Annotated in this window: 27 protein-coding genes and 1 riboswitch; of the genes, 7 read left to right on the top strand and 20 right to left on the bottom strand. The window is 46.7% G+C overall.

Annotation, left to right across the window (positions count from 1 at the left end; all coding sequences use genetic code 11):
* Positions 1–219: 219 nt before the first annotated feature.
* The 3 genes from WA407_RS15560 to WA407_RS15550 all read right to left on the bottom strand — a co-directional run bounded on the left by WA407_RS15560 (position 220) and on the right by WA407_RS15550 (position 1,746).
* Positions 220–519: a helix-turn-helix domain-containing protein gene (locus tag WA407_RS15560; protein WP_336077828.1), complete on the bottom strand. Its 300-nt coding sequence runs from the start codon at positions 517–519 to the stop codon at positions 220–222.
* A gap of 404 nt (positions 520–923) precedes the next feature.
* On the bottom strand, positions 924–1,385 hold the full coding sequence (locus WA407_RS15555; protein WP_336077723.1) for a hypothetical protein: 462 nt from the start codon (positions 1,383–1,385) through the stop codon (positions 924–926).
* A gap of 67 nt (positions 1,386–1,452) precedes the next feature.
* Positions 1,453–1,746: a hypothetical protein gene (locus tag WA407_RS15550; protein ID WP_336077721.1), complete on the bottom strand. Its 294-nt coding sequence runs from the start codon at positions 1,744–1,746 to the stop codon at positions 1,453–1,455.
* Positions 1,747–2,232: 486 nt separating this feature from the next.
* On the opposite strand from WA407_RS15550, the gene WA407_RS15545 reads away from it, so the two are divergent.
* Positions 2,233–2,451, top strand: coding sequence for a hypothetical protein (locus WA407_RS15545; protein WP_336077720.1), 219 nt, complete (start codon positions 2,233–2,235; stop codon positions 2,449–2,451).
* A 60-nt stretch (positions 2,452–2,511) separates the two neighbouring features.
* On the opposite strand, the gene WA407_RS15540 is transcribed toward WA407_RS15545, so the two are convergent.
* From WA407_RS15540 to WA407_RS15530, 3 genes are all read right to left on the bottom strand, one after another.
* On the bottom strand, positions 2,512–2,868 hold the full coding sequence (locus WA407_RS15540) for a hypothetical protein (RefSeq protein ID WP_336077719.1): 357 nt from the start codon (positions 2,866–2,868) through the stop codon (positions 2,512–2,514).
* Positions 2,869–2,870: 2 nt separating this feature from the next.
* Complete coding sequence (locus tag WA407_RS15535) at positions 2,871–3,071, bottom strand: hypothetical protein (protein ID WP_336077718.1); 201 nt, start codon at positions 3,069–3,071, stop codon at positions 2,871–2,873.
* Between the two features lie 93 nt (positions 3,072–3,164).
* Positions 3,165–3,446 carry a hypothetical protein gene (locus WA407_RS15530; protein WP_336077716.1) on the bottom strand — a complete coding sequence of 94 codons (282 nt, stop codon included), beginning with the start codon at positions 3,444–3,446 and terminating at the stop codon, positions 3,165–3,167.
* A gap of 416 nt (positions 3,447–3,862) precedes the next feature.
* Between WA407_RS15530 and WA407_RS15525 the strand changes: the two genes are divergently transcribed.
* Both WA407_RS15525 and WA407_RS15520 read left to right on the top strand, forming a co-directional pair.
* On the top strand, positions 3,863–4,123 hold the full coding sequence (locus WA407_RS15525; RefSeq protein WP_336077714.1) for a helix-turn-helix domain-containing protein: 261 nt from the start codon (positions 3,863–3,865) through the stop codon (positions 4,121–4,123).
* 333 nt (positions 4,124–4,456) lie between these two features.
* A complete protein-coding gene (locus WA407_RS15520; protein WP_149034894.1) occupies positions 4,457–4,666 on the top strand; it encodes a hypothetical protein in 210 nt (69 codons plus the stop codon).
* Positions 4,667–5,137: 471 nt separating this feature from the next.
* On the opposite strand, the gene WA407_RS15515 is transcribed toward WA407_RS15520, so the two are convergent.
* The 5 genes from WA407_RS15515 to WA407_RS15495 all read right to left on the bottom strand — a co-directional run bounded on the left by WA407_RS15515 (position 5,138) and on the right by WA407_RS15495 (position 8,550).
* Entirely contained in the window at positions 5,138–5,404 is a 267-nt protein-coding gene (locus WA407_RS15515) for a hypothetical protein (RefSeq protein ID WP_336077713.1), read from the bottom strand.
* 121 nt (positions 5,405–5,525) lie between these two features.
* Entirely contained in the window at positions 5,526–5,807 is a 282-nt protein-coding gene (locus tag WA407_RS15510) for a type II toxin-antitoxin system HicB family antitoxin (RefSeq protein ID WP_336077712.1), read from the bottom strand.
* 8 nt (positions 5,808–5,815) lie between these two features.
* The gene (locus WA407_RS15505) at positions 5,816–6,790 is read right to left on the bottom strand and encodes a tyrosine-type recombinase/integrase (RefSeq protein ID WP_336077827.1); all 975 of its coding nucleotides are present in this window, start codon (positions 6,788–6,790) and stop codon (positions 5,816–5,818) included.
* A 140-nt stretch (positions 6,791–6,930) separates the two neighbouring features.
* Positions 6,931–7,965, bottom strand: a complete 1,035-nt coding sequence (locus WA407_RS15500) for a tyrosine-type recombinase/integrase (protein ID WP_336077711.1) — start codon at positions 7,963–7,965, stop codon at positions 6,931–6,933.
* Positions 7,966–8,190: 225 nt separating this feature from the next.
* Positions 8,191–8,550, bottom strand: a complete 360-nt coding sequence (locus WA407_RS15495) for a HesB/IscA family protein (RefSeq protein ID WP_013311832.1) — start codon at positions 8,548–8,550, stop codon at positions 8,191–8,193.
* A gap of 372 nt (positions 8,551–8,922) precedes the next feature.
* Here WA407_RS15495 and mqnE point away from each other — a divergent pair, with 372 nt between their 5' ends.
* Positions 8,923–10,029 (top strand): aminofutalosine synthase MqnE, encoded by a 1,107-nt coding sequence (gene mqnE, locus WA407_RS15490; RefSeq protein ID WP_336077710.1) that lies wholly within the window; start codon positions 8,923–8,925, stop codon positions 10,027–10,029.
* A gap of 204 nt (positions 10,030–10,233) precedes the next feature.
* Positions 10,234–11,301, top strand: a complete 1,068-nt coding sequence (locus tag WA407_RS15485) for an NAD(P)/FAD-dependent oxidoreductase (RefSeq protein ID WP_254329241.1) — start codon at positions 10,234–10,236, stop codon at positions 11,299–11,301.
* 111 nt (positions 11,302–11,412) lie between these two features.
* Here the strand turns inward: WA407_RS15485 and WA407_RS15480 are convergent, their stop codons facing one another.
* Positions 11,413–11,670 (bottom strand): YuzB family protein, encoded by a 258-nt coding sequence (locus tag WA407_RS15480; protein ID WP_023990179.1) that lies wholly within the window; start codon positions 11,668–11,670, stop codon positions 11,413–11,415.
* A gap of 87 nt (positions 11,671–11,757) precedes the next feature.
* Between WA407_RS15480 and WA407_RS15475 the strand changes: the two genes are divergently transcribed.
* Positions 11,758–12,003, top strand: a complete 246-nt coding sequence (locus tag WA407_RS15475) for a NifU family protein (RefSeq protein WP_013311836.1) — start codon at positions 11,758–11,760, stop codon at positions 12,001–12,003.
* 92 nt (positions 12,004–12,095) lie between these two features.
* Here the strand turns inward: WA407_RS15475 and WA407_RS15470 are convergent, their stop codons facing one another.
* From WA407_RS15470 to WA407_RS15435, 8 genes are all read right to left on the bottom strand, one after another.
* Complete coding sequence (locus WA407_RS15470) at positions 12,096–12,860, bottom strand: SDR family oxidoreductase (RefSeq protein ID WP_336077709.1); 765 nt, start codon at positions 12,858–12,860, stop codon at positions 12,096–12,098.
* A 144-nt stretch (positions 12,861–13,004) separates the two neighbouring features.
* A complete protein-coding gene (locus WA407_RS15465; RefSeq protein WP_254329242.1) occupies positions 13,005–13,847 on the bottom strand; it encodes a MetQ/NlpA family ABC transporter substrate-binding protein in 843 nt (280 codons plus the stop codon).
* A gap of 74 nt (positions 13,848–13,921) precedes the next feature.
* Complete coding sequence (locus WA407_RS15460) at positions 13,922–14,590, bottom strand: methionine ABC transporter permease (protein ID WP_013311839.1); 669 nt, start codon at positions 14,588–14,590, stop codon at positions 13,922–13,924.
* Complete coding sequence (locus WA407_RS15455; RefSeq protein WP_254329243.1) at positions 14,587–15,609, bottom strand: methionine ABC transporter ATP-binding protein; 1,023 nt, start codon at positions 15,607–15,609, stop codon at positions 14,587–14,589. The genes WA407_RS15460 and WA407_RS15455 overlap by 4 nt, the downstream gene beginning before the upstream one ends.
* Before the next feature lie 136 nt (positions 15,610–15,745).
* Positions 15,746–15,885, bottom strand: a riboswitch (SAM riboswitch).
* 125 nt (positions 15,886–16,010) lie between these two features.
* Positions 16,011–16,736, bottom strand: a complete 726-nt coding sequence (locus tag WA407_RS15450; RefSeq protein WP_336077708.1) for a Cthe_2314 family HEPN domain-containing protein — start codon at positions 16,734–16,736, stop codon at positions 16,011–16,013.
* Between the two features lie 51 nt (positions 16,737–16,787).
* On the bottom strand, positions 16,788–18,554 hold the full coding sequence (locus WA407_RS15445) for a UbiD family decarboxylase (RefSeq protein WP_336077707.1): 1,767 nt from the start codon (positions 18,552–18,554) through the stop codon (positions 16,788–16,790).
* A gap of 129 nt (positions 18,555–18,683) precedes the next feature.
* Positions 18,684–19,613 carry a COX15/CtaA family protein gene (locus WA407_RS15440; RefSeq protein WP_165179076.1) on the bottom strand — a complete coding sequence of 310 codons (930 nt, stop codon included), beginning with the start codon at positions 19,611–19,613 and terminating at the stop codon, positions 18,684–18,686.
* 219 nt (positions 19,614–19,832) lie between these two features.
* Complete coding sequence (locus WA407_RS15435) at positions 19,833–20,177, bottom strand: thioredoxin family protein (RefSeq protein WP_013311844.1); 345 nt, start codon at positions 20,175–20,177, stop codon at positions 19,833–19,835.
* A 236-nt stretch (positions 20,178–20,413) separates the two neighbouring features.
* Here WA407_RS15435 and WA407_RS15430 point away from each other — a divergent pair, with 236 nt between their 5' ends.
* Positions 20,414–21,703: a DUF2515 family protein gene (locus tag WA407_RS15430; protein WP_336077706.1), complete on the top strand. Its 1,290-nt coding sequence runs from the start codon at positions 20,414–20,416 to the stop codon at positions 21,701–21,703.
* Positions 21,704–21,710: the final 7 nt, after the last annotated feature.

The following is a 21,710-nucleotide window of genomic DNA, read 5'->3' as shown; positions in this document are numbered from 1 at the left end:
CGCAGAATACATGTGAATATACCATAACACCATGCTGCCGCCTCCCTTCGGTCGTTGCCTCACCGCGCCCAAAAGATGGCACGATGAAAGTGTATCTCTACCAAAGTCTTTCTCGCGTTTAGAATATGTACAGACGTCCCGGTAGGGGCGGATGTCCGCAGGAGCGTAGCGACGCGGAAGGTAAAGCGAATGAGCACGTCATATCTACCGTTGTAGCGTCTACTTTCCCGGTAGTAACGTATCCTGGTACATATCGAGTAGGCGCGTTAATTTATCGGACGTAAGTTCGAGTTCCTCAACACAGCGCTGGCGCATCGTTTCATTAATCGGGCGTTCTCCTTTCTCCACGCGCCATAGATGCGATTCGGACACGCCGAGTAAGGCCGCCATTTCCGCAAGGGATAGACGGTAGATCAGCCGCAGCTTTTTGACGGTGGTAAAGTCGATAATCATTACGTCAGCCTCCTTTAATTGCGCAAGATTTCTTGCGTGTAGTGTAAATAAAAAGATCGCCGTCATGTCGTTAGGCAATCGACACGAGAGCGATTCTACTTCTACGTATATGTCTTTGAAATTACAAGAAAAACAACCTCAACCTAAAAAGTTTCCTCATAACAAGAGGATAACTAAAGGCATAAAAAACAGGGTGAAAGACTGAATGTTCACATAAAATTCACAATTAGAAAGAGATTCGCGAGTGTACCCGCAACATTCTACTCCCTCATAACGTATAGCCGCAAAACGACAGAAAATACAGGGTACAAACTAAAAAAGTCACACAAAATTCACAATTGAAAAAGACATTCGGATTTTATCCGCAGCGTTCTACTTCCTCAATGTATATAGTCATGAAACCTCTAAAAAAACAACCATAAAACGGAGGAATTTACGCGGTTCTCTCATATATAGGAGAATGTCGCCACCTAATATTCAGCCTTCCGCACGGGTTTCCGCCGTCCGCCCATCATCTCATATCGTTGTTTGGCCGCAGCTATAGTCAACAACTTGTCTGGATCGTGTGGACGCTCGTAGCTTCCGACATGTGAGTTCATCCAGCGTTCCGACGTCCAATATGGATACTCCAACCACCACAGATAACGTATTGGTTTATTCGTCTTAATTGAGACGCTTCGTCCCGATTTGACTTGGCGTTGCTCCCTTCTCTGCGCCGATTTACGAACTGTCTTGCACGATGGTCCACATACCTCCGCCCACCTGTTTCTTGTTCTATCGTAAAATGGATATCCGCAGACAGCACACCGTTTAACACGCGGGTCCTCAAACGGTCCTATCATTATGGTATGTATAATAGAAGCGGCTTCCTCTCGCGTCAGCCCTTCCGTTAATGACTTTGCGTAATCGACTGCGCCTTCTCCCGGTTCCATGGCGTACCTCCCTCCCGTAAAATAATTGAGCGGCAGCCCACAACGGAGCCGCCGCATTTAATGTTATTCATCTTTCCGAAACAAGGTAGAGACCGCTTTCCCTTAGCCGTTGGTCTTCTGCCTCATACGCTGCGTATACCGCCTCCTCATAGTCACCGTACTTCCGGAGGAGTTCAGTAACCAAACGTATTCCTTCAGGCGTGTTACGAATATCAATAGCAATTTTGCCGGAACGTAGCGGACGTATCGACACACCTGCGTTTCTGCTTTGGGATAGGATATCAGACAGGACGGTATCGCTTGCGTATCCTGTATAGATATACACCGTTGTTTTTCCGTTTTTGCGTTGTTTGATGTTCATAAACATATAAAATCGCTCCCTTTTCGTTTGGTTTTATGAGATGCGGTTAACCGCGGTCTACCTACTTAACCGAATACGCGACGTCGTTATGCACACTTACACTACGTTTGTTTCCGGCGGAATGAGTTTCACACAGTTGAGCGTAATGTTTTCCGCCTTACACCTACTTCAACGCCGCTCAACCTCTCGTGACACACTTTTGCGGAAATTTATTTCGTCCGTCATAGATAACACGTTGGTCGATGGCCGTTTCGCACATCGGATACCGTATTATCTACAACGAATTTTGATTCCGCACAGTCCTGTGAGAATTTTTCCCCCTATATATGATAAGGACACAAAATCGCCAAAATGGGGCACGCTAATAACTTTTTTGCAATTTCTGAAACCAATGGAACCTACGTTCGTATTACTCGATATAACAAGCAGACGACCGGTGCCTGAACCGGATTTACCGGCCGATCGTCCTAGTGTGAAAAAATCTATATGAACTACGCCTGCCTGACGGATATTGCCGTATCCGGACGTAGGAATTATCGAAGCCGGCCGGTAGTTGGGACGTTGGCGCGTCCTTTCGCTACCGACCGAAGTTTACCGAGCAATTGGCGTTACTCAGCGATTGTTCCCTCCGATTGGCGTCGGAAAGTACGGACATTAGATTTGACCGCTCGTTGGCGCGAGGCAGCCGACCTGGTAGGATATTAAACCGTCTCCTCCCCATTGAATGCCCGAAATGATTGGCGTCATTTCGAACAAAACGTAGGTTCATCGGAGAACCTGAAACGGAAACTCTCCGACCATATGATTGAGGACGTCTTGCGTCAACCATTCGATGACATCACGGCCTTGCAGTTTGGTAACGATCTCCGGTATGACTACAGCCGGATCTCGCGTGACGTTGGTTGCGAGTCTAACGCTAGACGTGTTTCGGTTTTCGATATAAAACCGACTGATACCCGTCTGATATATCCGCTCAACCTTCGATAGATAGACGGTTCCCTCCAGTACAAAAGCGGCGTATCCCGGTTTGACGAGGAAGCCCTCGCTCATGTCGTAATCGAGGTCATCGTCTTCCCATACGTGCAAAATAACGATCTTTTCGAGAACAGCGATACCATTCATACTCAAACGCCTCCATTCGGAAATACGTTGTTAAATGCCGTATCTAGTTCTTTTAACGTCTCAATTCGTTCGGCATCGGTGAAATGCGGACTCCCTAATACGTTGCCGACCGCGAGAACATAGAACCGAAACGCGATCATTAACGCCTCGCCCGTCGTTTCGGAACCCAGCCGATAATCCGTGAAAATTTCCAAGTAAGACATTACGTCAACACCTCTCGCGCTATCAACACGACAGCGTAAATAAACCTAAGAATTGCGACAATACGTTTGCGGTTCTTACGCGATAGTACGATGTTACGCATAGTTAATAAATTGCTTACTGCGTTCAATCTGCACGCCTCCCTTCCCGACGATGAATCCGAGTTCCTTCATTACGTCCATTGATAGCGTTAAACTCCCGAGTGGTGACCGCCGACTGACTCCGGTTATCTTCGAGAACGCCCGCGGCTGTATGACGAGTTCCTGACGTGTGCCGACGTACCGAACTATGTAGTTCCCTGTGATCGGATCGAGTACGTAGCGAACTTGAGCCGGAGTAACTAGCGGGCGTACAACACGGAAGACTTCGCGCTTCATTTCTGCGTCCAACTCAAAGCCGAGTTCGACGAGTTGTGCCGGGGTAGCTCGGACAATGTCACCGTAGAGATACGGATTAGCTTGCGGTATAATGGTGAAGAATAATTCCGATGTAACGCGGAGTTCTTGGCGAGTGCGGCCGCTTCCGACCGTGAGGATGACGTTACTTTCGCGACGATTACGGATGAAACCTAACGTGATTGACATATAATTGCGCCTCCTAGCGGGATATATAGTATGAATTGCGTGATGCTTCGTTACGGTACGATGTTGCTCGGTAAGTAAATGAAACTTTTTATATTCGATTACGTATTTCGTAATTTAACTATAATTACGTTTTTCGTTATTGTCAATACTTAAATTACGTTTTTCGATATTTTAAAATCAACGTTTATAAAAGAAAGAGGGGGAAATTTTTGAGTAATAGGACACTTGTCTGTGATTTGAAAAATCTTCTACTTGAGAAAGGATGGGAGCAGAAAAAGCTCTCTGAATTAACTGGTATTCGAGAGGCGACAATTTCGGAGATGGTTAGAAACAAGAATAAAATGTTTCCACGTCAGGTACTAGAGAAAATTATTAACGTTCTGGAAATAGACGATATAGCAAAGCTAATTCGTATTGAATACATAACGAGTACCAAAGAAAGTACCGAACCAAAAAAAGAAGACCGTTAATCTCGCGGTCTTTTTTACGTAGGAGGCCTATTATGGAAATGAACGACGAAATTCACGCACTCGTCCTCGAACTAAATCACAAGCAACGCGTTACGATAAATAAGATCGACAACGTTAACGCACGCATAGACTCAATAAGCGAGGGCATACGCGAAATCAATTCCCTTTGTAATTACGTGAAATCAGCGTTAAATTAGCGCCCCCAATCGTACCCTTCCGTATCCCTTAACGCAGGCTTTAGTGTCCTGATACACGTTGATTTTATGGTAAACATTGCGACAGAACATTCATCAAGTGTGGTATACTCTTGTTAGAAGAATAGGAGGTGCCGTCTTGAAACAAGTGCCTGAGCAATTACAAAAGCCAGAGGATATTGCTTTCTGTCATGCCGCTAATATCATTATCTATGTTTTTTCACTTGAAGATTTACAAAATCCCATTGATTCGGGTTTCATAGAACAACCAAACGCAGATGCTAACTTTATTGTCGTTAATGGGACAGTTTACGAGATGAAGGATCACGTTTTTCTAACTACTCCATAGTTCCCGAATTACCTACGATAACTGCCGAAATCAAGCATTCAAGGCGGAGCGTGAAGCACGGAAAAAGCGGAGGTCGACTACGAACGCACTAAGAAACTTAGAGCGAATACTATCATTATAAACGACGAAAAAGCCCGTAATCCCTCGCGTTGAGGACACGGGCTTTTAACGTGAAATTAGGCTTTCTATTCGTGTTGCTTACGTATGTATTCAAGATGCTAAAACAACGCTGATATACGGTGAAAGAAGGGTAAAACTACCTAGTTTATTATTACATTGAATACGAGCCCATAACGTAATAGCCCGTACAAGAACCACAGTATGATGCCTCCGATTATCAAACCGGAAATTAATCTCGCAACTTGTTTATCTACCGGAAACATGTCCCAAAAACTCGGATCGTTATTGACTTCCTCTTCGCTTGCATTCTTTGACTCAGTTTCTTTCATATTAGTTTCTTGTAGCACTTAATCACCCCTTGGTAATAGCATAAAGACCGCCCAACGCCCCAAGCACACCACACGCAATCGCCGCGATCATAATTACCGGCCCTTGTATATCGCGACCTTCGACTTTTTTCGTAAGGAACCCGAGAATAACCGCAATCGGCGACGTTACCACAGGAAGCCACAACAACGAGAGTACAACAAACGTCCAGCCGAGGAACGCGAGCGCACTTCCCTTTCGCTGCTCTTGCCTTTCCGTCGGCGCATCGTTCTTTACGACACCGTTAATCAAACCGTATCCCCTCCGCCATCTAACGTTTACCTAAATAATACCATCGGACTAGGCCTCTGTCACTACGGATATTCGAAAAAGCGGACCCATCTCTGCATAAATGAGTCCGTTGTTATCACCATTATTTCGGCATCCATACGTCAATCAACACGACGGACTGGTTCGCCTCTGTTACGACGCTTACCAAGCGTGAAGGCTCTGGAATATCGTCGCCATCCGCTTCCATTCCGTAAAGGTGCAACGCAAGACAATCCTTCGCCATATATAGCGCTTCTTCGTCTGTGCCGCCGCAAGTGTAGGCGCCAGGTAAGTCCGGGAAGCTGACGAAGATCCCGTCGTCTGATCCTTCGCCTGGGTAATCGAATATGGCCGGGTATACGTATCTGTTTTTAATAAGTGACACCTCCGTTTCTATCGTCTTGTCTTGCGATCCTGACCGAGTTTCCCAACTACATCGTGAATAGGCGAGTATACTTCGTGCTGCGCTTTGATTGAGCGGTCAGATAGATGCGTATATTTCATCACCATTCGCAAGTCCGTGTGTCCTAGTATAGACGCAAGATGACGTAAGTCACCACCCTTTTCAAGAAACATTGTCGCTGAAGTATGACGAAATAGATGCGGATGAACGTTAACCTCAATCCCCGCTTCCCTCGCGTGTTGTTTGATACGATCCCGTAGTCGATCGTCACGTATCGGTTCTCCATAATTGGTTAGAAAAACATACTCTGAACTAAAGTCCGCATTTTCCTCAATTAACTCTTTTAAAAGACGTATAGTGCGTTTAGTTAATGGGATGCCTCGACCTCGTCGTGTCTTAACTATCGTTTCATCCAGCCACACCATACCAAGCTTAAAATCAATATCGGATTTCTTTAGTGACAGAATTTCTCCGATGCGCGCAAAAGAGTCAATCAAAACGTTTATAGCCACGTAGTCCCGAAATCCCGCGTACGAACGGCGGTCAGGGACAGCGAGCAACCGCTTAAGCTCATCTACCGTTAATATTCGTATCTTCTTGACTGGCTCTTTTGCTTTTCCCACACGCGAACACGGATTCGAAGAAATATGACCTTCTTCGTTCAAGAACCGAAACATTGTCCGCAATCCTTTAATCCGAGTATTCACAGTAACCGGTGACAGTCCGACAGTCTTGTCCGCTTCCCCTTTATGTGCGTGTCCTTCCCATTTGCGTTTACTGTGTAGAAGCCAACTCATATATGAACGAATCACCTCCGGAGTAACCGCAGTTATCGTAAGTTCTAAACACTCTAACTCCATATATTCGCATAGATATCGTAAACAATCTCCATACATCTCCAACGTTCGAGGTGAGCGCCCTTCCGATACCTTTGCATTATGAAATATTTCGAATAACTCCCACAATGAATTTTTAGGCGCTTTTTTTGCTCTCGAAAACTTATAATTCTTTCCTATCCGTTTATCCAACTCTACTCCCCCTGATATAAAATACGGGGTTAATGATAACAGAAAAACGCCCACCTCCGAAGAGATGAGCGTCGTTATCAAACTCGCTTCTTAATAAAGCGTGATGTTGGCGAATACTCGTCATGACTTCGCCGTATATCGTTCGTATCCATCTGAATGTACCGACGCATCGTACGTATGTCGGACCACCCGCCCATTTTCTGTACGGTGAATGGATCGGCCCCGTTAAGTATCATCGCACGAGCCCAAGTATGGCGGTAAACGTGTGCCGTCATCTTCTTACCGGCTACACCCGCTTTTTCTCCATAATGTTTCAGTCGTTTATTGAAGTGGTTCGCGCTTACCGGATCACCGTAACAAGACATGAATATGCGATCCGTTGTGAAATACTGGCGGTTCTCCTCTATTAACTGTAATAACAATTTTGCCACATGCGCGGATATAGGGACCATCCGAGGCTTACGGTTCTTGTTCACTTCACCGCTCAACGTGATAAATCGTGTTTGAAAGTCTATATCAGATATACGGAGACTAAGCATTTCCGATACGCGACAACCCGAGTCAAGTAGTAGCGCAATTGCCACGTAATCCCGGTACCCAACGAAATCCCGCTGTTTAGGTTGCGCCAATATCGCTTTTACTTCGTCGTCAGTCAGACAATTCGTGAGGTCAACGTCCTGACGCAATAACCGCACTTTACCGACCGGATTGACCTCAATAAGCTCATCTCGTTCCAACTGATTAAATATCGCTTTTAACGTACGAAGGCGTATATTGACCGTTGTATCGGACAGTCCGACGGGTTGATTCTCCGTAGGAATGTGCTTATGACCGGAATAACGCACCTTGTCAAATTTCATATACGCAACGTGGTCACGGATAATCTCTGTCGTAATATCCTCGACATATTGAATATCCGGATGTTTCTCGCGTAGCCAATCGACGAAATACCCGTAGTGCTTCGCGTAGTCCTTGAGCGAACGTTCACGTAAGCCCTCCGACTTCTTCGTACTTATAACGAGATTTATCGCTTGCTCTAGCGATATCTGCGGATACTCGCGCGCTAACCTTCCGCCAGCCGGTACCCGTCTTTCACGTTTCTTTAACGCCATAATAAAGAAGACCTCCACATAAGTATAGTACGTAACTATACCGCCGTAGAGGCCGTAATCCACAACCCTAAATCGCATGTTTTGGGGTTGTTAACGTTCATCATACGGGATTGTTAACGCTCAAATTCCCGCTTACAATCCGCAATCCCGAATATCTATTCCGCTAGGCTAACGTGTCGGCCACCGAACAGATCATCGGAAGACAAAACGTTGATATAGCGCGGTTTAACAAGGCTCTTCGTTCGGTTTTCCGGCATCCGTAGCCGTACGGAAGCTTGAACCGCAGCCGCATGTAGCTACAGCATTCGGATTATGAATCGTGAAGCCGCCTGACATTCCAGACTCTTCAAAGTCGATTTCCAGACCGTCCAGGTAGCGGATGCTTTCCTTTTCCACTACAATCTTCATATCCTGTACGTTCATATATATATCCTGATCCGTCTCGTTGTCGTCAAAGCCCATTGCATACGAAAATCCGGTGCAACCGCCCGGCGTAACACCCAGACGTAAAAACATATTCGGCGTTTCCTGCTGCTCCAGCATATCCTTCAAACGCTCAGCAGCGGAATCGGTGATGTTAATCATAGCTCCATCCTCCTCTTTTACTTCATGTTCCCCTTCAGTATACTCCACTATTTGCAGGTGCTCAAGTCATGGAATGTCCTTCCCTTACAGGCTTAAAGACCTGTTTTTCTATTCGTTTGTATTGAACACCGGTGGTGTGAGGTTTATAATAGGTGAAGAGTGTGTAAAAGAAACTGTCGGAAATTTGTCATTTCAAAGGCGATATTTTGAGATATTCATCATTGTAGCCTGGCATTGTAACATTTTTCACATATCGTATATCCGCGCTGCCGGATTCTTACCGACGGAACGGGACATCCTGTGCGCACTTAGCGCTTGTGCCGCTGATTTGGCGGACAGCCTCGCACAGAGCAACTTGAAGGAGGAATAGGCATGTCCACATTAGTTACACCTTTTACAGACCGCAGAATGGCGGAAATTGTAGAAAAGGTACAGAACGGTATTCGTTTGAACCTTGAAGACGGTATATATTTGTATGAAACTGACGATATCCTCACACTGGGTCAGTTGGCTAACGAAGCTAATTTACGCAAGAACGGAAAAAAGGTTTATTTTATCGAAAACATGAGCCTGTACTTCACCAATGTATGCGAAGCGCGCTGCGCGTTCTGCAATTTCCGCAAGGATCAGGGGGAGGACGGCTCTTATACGTTGTCCGGGCAGGAAATGATTGATTATGTAGAGCAACACATCCATCCGGGAGTAAGAGAATTCCATATCGTCGGTGGTCATAATAATCATGTGCCTTTCCAATACTATGTAGACTCATTGAAGGCTCTGAATGAAAAATATCCCCACGTTACACTGAAAGCTTATACAGCAGCGGAAATTGACTTTTTCACACGCATAAGCGGCTTGAGTATTAAAGAAGTGCTTCAGGAGCTGCAAAAGGCTGGACTTCAATCCCTGACTGGTGGTGGCGCAGAAATCTTGTCCGACGAATATCGGAAGAAGATGCGTGTTACGAAAGCCAACGTGGACCGCTATCTCGAAGTACATCGCACGGCCCACAATCTCGGCATGAAAACTCATACGACCATGCTGTACGGTTCCGTTGAAACGTACCAGGATCGTATTGAACATATGCTGCAAATTCGTGAATTGCAGGACGAAACGAACGGATTCATGGTATTTATCCCACTGTCCATGCAGCCGAAAAGCAAAAATGCCAACATCATGCGCCGCAACTCCGCTTACGAGGATCTCAAAACGATTGCGATCAGCCGCCTGATGCTGGACAATATCGACCATGTCAAAGCTTACTTCATTAATATTGGCCCGCAATTGACGCAGGTCGCTCTCACCTTTGGCGCATCAGACGTCCATGGTACGATTGTACGCGAGCAAATCAGCCACGCCGCAGGTGCGTTGACCCCTGCCGGATTGACCCGTAAAGAGCTGATCTGGCTGGTCAAAGGTGCCGGACGCATACCTGTAGAACGGGACACCTTCTATAACGAAATCGAAGTTTTCGAATAAATGTAATATCGGATTCAGATTTCCCGCGAGCATTTCATCCCCATTACTCACACCATGCAGCATCATGCTGCCTCGGAATACGCTGGTCTGCCTGCCAAAGGCAGGCCCGATTCTCGGGTTTTATAACAACAAAAGCTTGTGTTAGATCAACGAGACACCAGACCATTTGCCGGGGACACGGTAGCGAAAGGAAGGCGGATTTTGATGAAAAATTTCGTTATTCTGGGAGGCGGCTATGGCGGCCTTACCATTGCCAAAGAATTGCTGGATAAACACATTCCCGACGATGTTCAAGTTATTTTAGTGGATCGGATGCCCTTTCAGGGGTTGAAAACAGAATACTATGCCCTCGCGGCAGGTACGGTATCTGATTTTGATTTGCGGGTGCATTTTCCAGATGAACAACGTCTTATTCGCAAATATGGAGAAGTCACCTCGATGGATCTGGAGAATAAAATGGTCCATTTTCAAGACGGTGAACCCTTGCCCTATGATCAGCTTGTCATTGCGTTGGGTTGTACCGACCGCTTTCACAATACACCCGGGGCTGAAGAATACAGCTGTACAATCCAGTCGTTTAACCATACCCGCCAAACCTATCTGCGCTTGAACGAAATCAAGCCATATGGACATGTTCATATTGTAGGCGGTGGTCTTAGCGGTGTTGAGATTGCTGCGGAGTTACGCGAAAGCCGTACGGATTTGAATATTACCATTATGGATCGGGGCGAGCGGGTGCTGTCGGCATTCCCGCAACGTTTGTCTGCCTATGTACATGCTTGGTTCAAGGAGCATCAGGTTAATGCCCTGAATCATGTTGCGGTTTCCCGTATTGAGCCGGGGGCTATTTATAACCGTGACGAGCAAATTGTAACGGATGCAGTAGTATGGACAGCGGGGATTCAGCCGGTAAAAATTGTGCAGGATTTAGCCGTCCCTAAAGACCCTCAGGGCCGCATCGTGCTCAACGAATATTATCAAATACCGGACCATCCTGAGGTGTATGTGGTCGGAGACTGTGCGAGCCTTCCCTACTCTCCAAGCGCTCAAGCGGCAGAAGTGCAAGGGGAGCAGATCGCACACATTGTACGCGACCTGTGGAAAGGTCAAACGCCTCATCCGCATCCTTTAAAGCTGCGCGGTACATTAGGCGCGCTTGGCAAGAAGGCCGGGTTCGGCTATGGCTTTATGGGCAGTACCTCATTGCGTGGACGAGTACCACGCCTGCTTAAAAGCGGTGTGCTCTGGAAGTCCAAACGCCATTTTGGCTAAACGTATGCTAAACAAACAAAGGAGACCCGCTCTCAGAGCAGGTCTTCTTTGTTTCTTGATTGTTTGCATCATGTATATTCTCTACAAAAAGGAGCTGGCTAACAGAGCCTTTCAATCCAAATCTAGGTTATCCCATGCTTCAGCTTCCTTAATTTTGTTCATAATCACTTCATACAGAAGCTCTGCTGAATCTGCGGATACAATCTCGCCGTTGACCATCGCATAGGGTTCGGCGTTGCACTGACCGCAATTGCTTAGGCAGCCGTATTCAATCACATCATAATCTGGATTCTGTTCCAGCTTGGACATGATTTCATCGGTACCCCAATGCATATTACTGGTGCAAAACTCAATAATAGGTCTTAACATTTTTTCACCTGCTTTGGATGACGGGCATTTTAATTTGGCCCGCTTTGTAATATAATAATAAAGGTATAGGAAAGGAGTTGAATTCTAATGAGCGAAACACAAAGCGTTCAAATGTATGATGAAGTAGCTGATGTACTGGATAAGCTCCGTCCGTTCCTGCAACGCGATGGTGGCGACGTTGAGCTGGTTGACGTTGAAGACGGCATCGTTAAGCTGAAGCTGGTAGGCGCTTGCGGCAGTTGCCCAAGTTCCACAATCACGCTGAAAGCAGGGATTGAACGTGCTCTTCTCGAAGAAGTCGACGGCGTCCAAGAAGTGGTACAAGTATTCTAATGCTTGATGCATAATGATCATGAGAGTCTTGACTTCGGTAACGAAGCTCAAGACTCTTTTTTGTGTTACAGCGTCTGAGGGAGCACTCAAGCTTATATGGTTGGCCGAATGGGGTCCAATCCTCCCGATACATCCATAATATTACCTGTTATAAAATCCGAATGCTCCTCACACAAATAGGCGATCACTCGCGCAATGTCCTCTCCACTCCCCGGACGTCCACGCGGTGTCTCTTTATCCTGCATGCCGATAACATCGGCAATTGACATTTCCTTATTTGCTCCTCGAATATCCCCTGGACAGATCATATTGACCGTAATGCCATAAGGAGCTTCCTCCACAGCCAGTGATTTCGTAAAAGACACCAGCCCCACCTTAGCGGCTGCGTAGACGGCGCGATGAGGCCAAGCCCTTGCTTCTCCAGCATGACCAAAGCCAAAATGAATAATACGTCCCCATTGCTGGCTACGCATGTGAGGCAATACCAAATGATCCAGCAACATGGTACCGACCAGATTCCCTTGTATCATAGCATGAATCTCAGCTACACTGTAATCCGCAAACAGACGGCGTTCCCGGATGAACGGTCCGGCATTGTTCACCATAATATCGACTCCGCCTAGCCGATCCTGTACTTCACCAATCAGCCTCCTAATATCTTCCTGAACAGAGATATCCCCTTGTAAAGACAAGCAGCGTACTCCCTTAGACTCAATCACCCGCTTAAGCGCTTCAGCTTCTGCTTGGCTATGCACATAATTCAGTGCAATATTACAGCCTTCATCCGCCAGACGCAGAGCGGTCGTTTTACCTAGACCTTTGGCACTGCCCGTTATGAATGCGACTTTATCTCTCAACAATTTTCCTCCTGTTCACAGAGAACGGTCACCCCCAAGTATAAAATATTTAAGCTTCCCCTACAACTCCATCCAAAAAGAAACCCCCAGTCCTCTTGTTCAAGAGAATCTGGGGGTTGCGTGCAATGCGTTCTCGTTCCCTACTTAAAATGCCGGGATAATTGCGCCTTGGTATTTATCTTCAATGAATTTTTTAGTTTCTGGAGATTGCAAAGCTTTAAGCAACTTCTGAATCGCTTCGGAATCTTTATTATCAGGACGTGCTACCAGAACGTTAGCATATGGAGAATCCTTGTCTTCCAGTGCCAGTGCATCTTTCGTAGGGTTCAGCTTCGCTTCCAAAGCGTAGTTCGTGTTGATCAACGCAATATCCACTTCAGGCAACTGACGTGGCAGCATAGCCGCCTCCAGCTCCTTGAATTCCAGGTTTTTCTTATTTTCAGTAATATCTTTTACCGTAGCTTCAATGTTGCTTGCGTCTTTCAGCTTGATCAGACCTTGTTTTTCCAACAACAGCAAAGCACGGCCTCCGTTTGTCGCATCGTTCGGAATGGCTACAGTTGCGCCATCTGGAAGTTCATCAAGCTTTTTATATTTTTGGGAGTAGATGCCGAAAGGCTCCAGGTGAACCGCGCCCACAGAAACCAAATCCATTTTGCGCTCTTTGTTCATCACATTCAAGTAAGGTACATGTTGATAGAAGTTAGCATCCAGCTGCTTGTCAAACAATTGAACGTTCGGCTGTACGTAGTCGTTAAACTGAACGACTTGGAGACGAACCCCTTCTTTTTCCAACTGAGGCTTGATCGCTTCCAAAATTTCCGCATGCGGCACAGGAGAAGCTCCAACTTTCAGTTCCACTTCACGTGGTGATCCGCCTGTATTCTCGTTCGCATTGTTTGTATCCGATGTTGTGCTCTTTGTGCCGCAAGCAGCCAGCACCGCAATTAATGTCAAGCTTAATATAGCCAATACCCATTTCTTCATGTTATTACCCCTCCAATAATTTGTAATATTCAGGAGCAGACGTCCTGATCAATAAGGATATCTATATGTTTTCCCTATTTTCGAGTATAATGCCGCACGAGCCGATCTCCCGCCATTTGCAGCAATTGTACCAATACAACCATCAGCACGACCGCAACGATCATGACAGCCGTTTCATAACGATAATAGCCGTAGTTGATAGCCAGTGTACCCAGTCCACCGCCCCCGATCATCCCGGACATTGCCGTGTAGGATACGAGTGTAACGACGGTAATGGTTAATGCGGCGAGCAGACCCGGAAGTGCCTCACGTAACAGCACACGCCGGATAATTTGTCCTGTCGAGGCACCCATCGCTTGTGCGGCTTCAATGACGCCCTTGTCCACTTCACGCAGAGACGTTTCGACAAGACGTGCAAAGAATGGGGCAGCCCCGATAACCAATGGCGGAATGGTTCCCAGCACCCCGGTCGAGGTACCTACCAGCGATCGTGTAAAAGGAATAAGTGCAACGATCAAAATGATAAAGGGTACGGAACGTAAAATGTTAACGATAAATGATAATACAATGTATATCACCTTCATCAGAGTCAACGAGGAGCGGCTCGCCAGAAACAATAATATACCAAGCGGCAAACCAATAACGAGGGTGAACAATGCAGATGCCCCAAGCATCTGAAGGGTTTCCAGCGTAGAATTCCCTAGCTCTTCCCAACTCACTTGTGAAAAATCAAGTTCGCTCATTGTCCAATCACCTCCACATCAAGCCCTTGCCCAGACACTTCGCGCAACGTATGCTCTATATCCTCATGATTTCCTTCAAAACGAACGATTAGCTGTCCATAGGGTACATTTTTAATCGTAGATATAGTTCCCTGCAAGATCGCAAAATCAACACCAGTACTTCGAGCCGTACGCGACAGAATCGCATCATATGTTTTGCTGCCCAAGAAGGAGATACGCACCACCTGCGCTGACTCGCCGCCACCTGCTGCCGCAATCGCTGCTTGCAGCTCCTCGGGATGTTCTGACTCCCGTTGAATAAAGTCCTTGGTTACCTGGTGCTGCGGCTTCAAAAATACTTCCGCTACCGGACCTTGCTCCACGATGTCGCCCTGATGAATAACACCAACTCGATCACAAATGCTTTGAATGACATGCATTTCATGTGTAATCAGCACGATGGTTAAATTAAAACGTTGATTAATATCCAGCAGCAATTTCAGGATAGACCCCGTCGTCTGCGGATCAAGCGCAGAAGTCGCTTCGTCACACAGCAATACATGAGGATCACTAGCCAGCGCCCGTGCAATTCCTACCCGCTGTTTCTGTCCACCTGAGAGCTGTGACGGATACTTTCTACTATGTTCTTCCAGACCCACCAGTTCCAGCAGCTCACGAACCTTCATGTCCACCTTCTGCTTGGGAGTGTTTACGAGACGCAATGGAAATGCAATATTGTCATACACCGTCGCCGAAGACAACAAATTAAAATGCTGAAAAATCATTCCGATTTTTCGACGTTGCTTCTGTAACTGGGATTGACTCACAGTGGTGAGGTTTACCCCGTCTACCCATACTTCACCTGAAGTAGGGCGTTCCAATAAATTAATACAGCGGATCAATGTACTTTTCCCCGCCCCGGAGTGACCAATCACTCCGAATATTTCTCCACGCTTTATAGAAAGATTCAACCCAGACAGCGCATTAACGCGTCGGTTGCCTTTGCCATAATGCTTGGTTAACTGCTTAAGCTCTATCAACGTGCTGCGACCCCCTTCACTTCTTCCTTACCCTTTTAACCAGTTGTCATCTCTCAGGATTGTATAAAATCGCTATTTATTTATACAAAAAAGAGCCCCTTTCACAGAATGAAAAGGGCCCCACCTTGCGAACCTTTTCTCATCTGCCAAAATCGCTATAACTCTAGCGGTTTTGTAGGAATTAGCACCATCATGTTCCCTCCCAGTGTATTACACCGGGAAAGAACGGGTTGCCGGGCTTCATCGGGCCAGTCCCTCCACCTCTCTGGATAAGAAAAATATGTTAAACTCCAGCTTTAGCTGTCCGTTAAGTTTATATAAAAAAATATAATTCAAGCATTTTTCTGAAACTAGGTTTCAGTATAGATAGTTTACATAGCTTTGTCAAAGGATATTTTCTATCATATTTTTGGGCGTACTGCCCGGTTCTCCCATTGTTTCGCAGTATAAGTAAAGGCGTTTGACAGCGACCGACACACCATTTCCAAGCCCTGCTGCAAATCTTCCAAATGGTGATTGAGGTCCTCCAGTTGGATTTTTCCATACAAAGCTCGGTGTCGTTGCCAGAGATCATCCTGCATTTCCGTATTCATATAGTGTATCTCCGTATTCCGACGCTTACGCAGCCGATTGATGGCATCGTTGTATGTGTCCTTGATATCAATTAAATTATCGGTCAATACAGGATGCATTTTGAGATATTTGAGCTGCCGCAACACGGTAAAATACGAATAATGAGCCTTATACTGCCCTGTTTTTAAATCACACAGATCATTTAGCCAGTTGCCCAGCTTATCTAAAATGGAGAATACCCTCACAAACCCATCTTTATAAAAGAAAACATATAATGCATAGTCGGATTTTTCATCCTCGCTCATATCTTCAGCATATCCGGCTTTCACATTCATACGGAAAAAGGCGGCAGCATGATGGCTCTGCTCCAGTTCATCCAGAGATGACATTAGACCGCGTGTCAAAATATCCGCCTTCCGAAAATCGTGGGTCGGATCTCCACCAGCCTGAATTTGCCGCTCCAGCAGGTTCAACATATCTGACATGCTATTCATGGCATCCAGCAAGATGCCCTTGTTCACACGTGGCGGCTCACCCAGTAGCTTGCGTATCATGCTTACGCCTCCTTATAAATGTAAAATCCGGCTGTAGGTTTCATTAGGGCGTCAAGCGAAATAACTCGTCCATCGTTGATCTACAAGCTTAACAATATCCTCACGCGGTAACACCTCATCCGGATACCCCGGCTTCATACGCGCATCCACTACAATCGGCAGCTTATAGTTCAGATGATGCAAACGCACTTCGCTGTCCGCGTACATATCCGTAGCCGGGTTAAAGCGTGTGAACACCGTCCACAGGAACGAGGCTTGAGAGCGAACAACTTCTTTGGCATCATCCACAATGAAGACGAGCGGCCACTCTTGCTCACCTGCGGCTAATCGCTCCAAAACACGTGCCGCCAGCTCAGGCTCCTGCTCAAAGGACGCACCCGATACGACGAGGCATCCTCCGCAATAGGGCTCAATTTCACGAATTCCCGGCAGATCGCCTCCCTCATAAGCACGAGGCAATTCACGTACAGGCTCACCTATCCCCATCAGGATCGCCTTACTACCATGATTCAGCTTGCGGCCTGTGTAATCGAGTGTATCGTGTGACGTGTGATTGAAAATAAATAAATCCGTTGCTGGATTAAATCGCTCCAGAATGGTTTCCAGCAGCAGGTTAAAGTCAGATAAATCAATTACTCGATCCGTCAGCATCAGGAACTTGGTCAAGGATAATTGACCTTGACCCAAAATAGTAAAACCGGATACAAGCGCTTCACGGGAGTAGCTTTCTCGTACGACTGCCGCTGCCAGCGCATGTACGCCCGTTTCCGCATACGCCCACAGGGACTTTACGGAAGGCATCACAAGCGGATAAGCAGGCGACAGCAGACGTTGCAAAAACTCACCGAGATAGTAGTCTTCTTGCCGAGGCTTACCTACAATGGTTGCCGGATAAATGGCATCCTTGCGGTGATGCATATGTTTGACATGAAATACAGGGAAATCATGCTGTAATGAATAATATCCAAAATGATCACCAAACGGGCCTTCTGGACGGCGTTCATGAGGCGGCACATAACCGCTGATTGCAAATTCTGCTTCTGCTGGAATCCGGTGACCCCCAAGCGGATCTTCTGTCATGGGCAGCTTGTCTCCCATAATAAGCGAAGCCAGCAGCAGCTCAGGTAAGTTTTCTGGTGCTGGAGCAATGGCAGACGCAATCAGGGCAGGCGGGCCACCAATGATAATCGTCGTAGGCAATGGCTCATTACGCAGCTCCGCTTCATGATAATGGAAACCGCCGCCTTTATGAATTTGCCAGTGAATGCCCGTCGTCTGATCATCATAAATCTGAATGCGGTACATCCCCAGATTATGATCCTTGGGCTGACCTGGCTTCTCGGTATACACAAGTGGAAGCGTAATAAACGGCCCCCCGTCCTCATGCCAACTGATCACTTTAGGCAGTGGCGCTAACGGAGCCTCTGTACGGCGAACTCCCAATACAGGGGCCTCGCTATGAGATACTGTTTTTAGCCCTACTTTTAGCATGTCCTTAATCAGGCCACGTTCATTCCACAATGCTTTGGGTGTAGGTGGAAACAATGTTTTGGTGGCTCCGACAATCGCATCCATCAGTTGCTCTGGTCGCGGGCCAAAAGCCATATCCACACGGCGATTCGTGCCAAACAGATTACTGGCTACAGGAAACGGGGTTCCTTTTACATTCGTGAACAGCAGTGCCGGCCCTTCTTCCTCAATGACTCTTCGATGAATCTCAGCCAGCTCCAAGTAAGGATCGACAGGTGCCTCTATAATTTTAAGATGATTTTCTTTACGCAGCGCTTCAATAAATTGGCGCAAATTCTGGTAGATCAACTGGACGACTCCTCCTAAGCAAATCAAGCCCTCGAGAAACTCGTGGGCCTGGTTTGTTTCTTATATGCTATTATACGTGTTTAAACGCCTCTTGGGCAAAAATCCGTTTCACTATGATCTATGAAATGCTTAGGTACGTTGTGCTTGGGTCGGAACAAGCTTGCGGTCTGGTGACAATTGCCATACACGATAGCTCAGATAAGCCAAAATGGAGAACAACGATGCAATCACCAGCATATGTCCCAGCACGATAAACATATAGATTTCAGGTCTGTTGACGTACAACAAGATAATTCCAATCACCACTTGAAGCAAAATTAACAAGACCGATACGACACCCAATATACGGATATCTCGGTGATTAGGGTGATAACGGTATGAGTAGTGACCCACAGCCAAGATAATGACGAACAGCAGACCGGCTGAAATCTGATGAAGCAGCAGTGGAGATATGAAGCCCCCAATATTTACAACCTTCTGGATGACCGAGTGACTAAGCAACGCCCCTGAATAAACAGCAATATAGGTATAGATCGTCGATAGCCATATAAAGTTGCGATAGCCCCGACTGACACGCCCAGGAATCAGACGCGGAGTGTGGCGTGAGTCCGCGTGCTCCTGCCAGGCCCCCAGCGTCATCATAGTTGCACTGGCAAAGGCGATAAGCGCAAAGCCAAAATGCAGTCCCATGACAGCAGCCGATTGGGAGAAGATGACAGCCAACGCCCCCATGGCACCTTGTATGATGACAAACAAGAGCGTGAGCAGCGAGAATAGCTGTAAATCCTTCCGATGCTTCATAAACAGCAAAAAGCCAACAAATGAGGCGATAGAAAGAATCCCGGCCATGGCACTGACAGAGCGATGAGAGAACTCAATAAGGGATGCAATCGTGTGTGCCGGAACCAGCTTGCCATTGCAAAGCGGAAATTCCCGGCCACAGCCAAGACCCGAATCCGTCCGCGTCACGACACCTCCACCGAAGGTAGCCAAAAACATGACAATACATGTTACGAGTGCCAGCCATTTTAATATTCTAATTTTGTTATTCAAATTCACCCGTATCCTTCCAAATATAATATTTATTCACTTTATATGTTGTGAAATGATCACTTATAGTAATTATAACTGATATATCGTTCCTTGACATACGAGCTTTGTTGACAAAATGTGAACGTGTCCGTGAGAAAGCCGCCCCCTTAGAAGGAAGCGGCTTTCTGAATGTCTTGATGTTTAAAATTCACTTTGTAACCTTCATGCATGCATGCACAGCATTCATTATTTTGCCAAGCTCGCATGGACTTCAACAGCCCGATCCAAAAATTGCTCAATCTCCTCGCGGGATTTGCGCAGTCTGTTCACCAGACGTACCAGTTCCCTGCCTTCACTGTAAGCGATAAAGCTAGGAATACCCAATACATTCTGCTCTTGACTGACGCTTTCAGCCTGTTCTACATCAATCTCAATTAATGTAAGCTTATCTGCATATTGTTGTTCCACATCAGGCATGAACGGATCAATGAAATGACAATCCCCACACCAGTCCGCCTTAAATACAGCCACCGTTACGCCGGAAGTAGATATTGCCTTATTAAAGTCTTCATGAGAGACGATTTTTTGCATGGATGATTCCTCCTTAAATTCTTTTTATGCTGTAGAGATTGCACTTTCTATTGTAACGCCAAGTGAAGCTTTTGCACACTCCCCCATTCTGCTCACATGCCGATTGGAAGCCCTCTCATTGAGGCATACTAAAGATATACTTAAGAATCCACATAAGCGACGACATCCTAACAGCATACCCAACATACTTGGCAGGATACGGGGATGCTTGCGATTGGAAAGGAGGTTATTTAGTCATGTCTCTTACCGAATGGCTCCATACAGCATCTCGACAGCTTCAAGGAGGGCTAAAACTACTGGGTTCCGTTCCCCGTGTTGCAGAGGAAGCTTGGGAGGGCAAACGGGCGGCTTGGACCGAATCCCGCAAATTACGCTACCCCTTGCGTGAACTAGCGTGGGATTATCATACAGCACAGGCCGCTATGAATGAAGCTGAAGCGTTAATGCTGGTGAACGGACCCGCTACGCGTCCATCTTCTCTGAATATGCCCTTATGCGAAACAGACTGTGAGCTGCTGGAGCGGATCAAAAATGATACAGCACAGGAGAATCGCAGCAACGTCACCCGCACGGCCGCTTACCTTGAATGCTATCGTGGCTACCCGGAGTTACACTGGGCATTACTGGCCCACCTGGTTTCTCGTAATGGCGGCTATAATATGACCGATCTGAAAGGGGGACTAATTGGCAACCTGTTCGACGAACAGGAAAAGGAATGGCTGTATCGGCTACTGGAGCGCTGTAATGCCCTTATTTTTCAAGACGCTTATCCGCAGTTGCAACTTTACATGCACAGCCGTCATTTGGGTCGGAGTTGCTTTCATTTGTTGCCTTATTTTCATGTTTCGCCATTCATGAAGCCCTTTTGGGAACGTTTTTGGGCTTGGCGGGATAGCTCTCTGTTAACTGTGGCGCTCATCATTAATGAACAAAACTATATTGAAGGACGTGTGGTAAAAGATCCGTATTTTCAAAAATTTGTGACACACAAGCCGGGCTTTTATTTGCATGACTGGCTCCAGCTTAATCAGGTTATATTTCCACTTGGGCTGAACGGTGGACTTGCTGGACTAGTGATGGAGCGTTTCGGCCATTTGGACGAGCGGATCGGCTTTGGCAAAAGTCTCTATGCTATGCTCTTCGGCCATCAGCAGGTGCTGGACCAGGTATCAGCATTCGCTAACAGTGTGCCACATACGGGTTCACGCAGCGACTATTGGCCCGGATTGTTCACCCCGAATGAACAAAAAGCGCTGCACTCTCCAGATGAAAGTGCAACGCTTTTAGCACATGAATGGCTACCGCCAGGACAACGTCTATACAGCCCGGAGCTGAACGCCGTCTGGTCCGATACAGCTTATGATCCAATCCCCCGTTATGACTGGTTTCAGGACGGCTCCACACTTGGGCATCTGAGCGAACCAAGGCGACCCCTGTTATTTGCCATGCGCCATGAGCATCGCCACGGCATCCAAAAAACAGCAATGGCCCACGTTGCCCATAACAGCTTGCAACCTTTCCACTGATAGACTG

The organism is Paenibacillus sp. 203 (genome assembly GCF_037027525.1).
GTDB lineage: Bacteria > Bacillota > Bacilli > Paenibacillales > Paenibacillaceae > Paenibacillus > Paenibacillus polymyxa_B.
The sequence above is the reverse complement of the archived record's forward strand: the minus strand, read 5'-3'. Positions and strand labels throughout refer to the sequence as shown.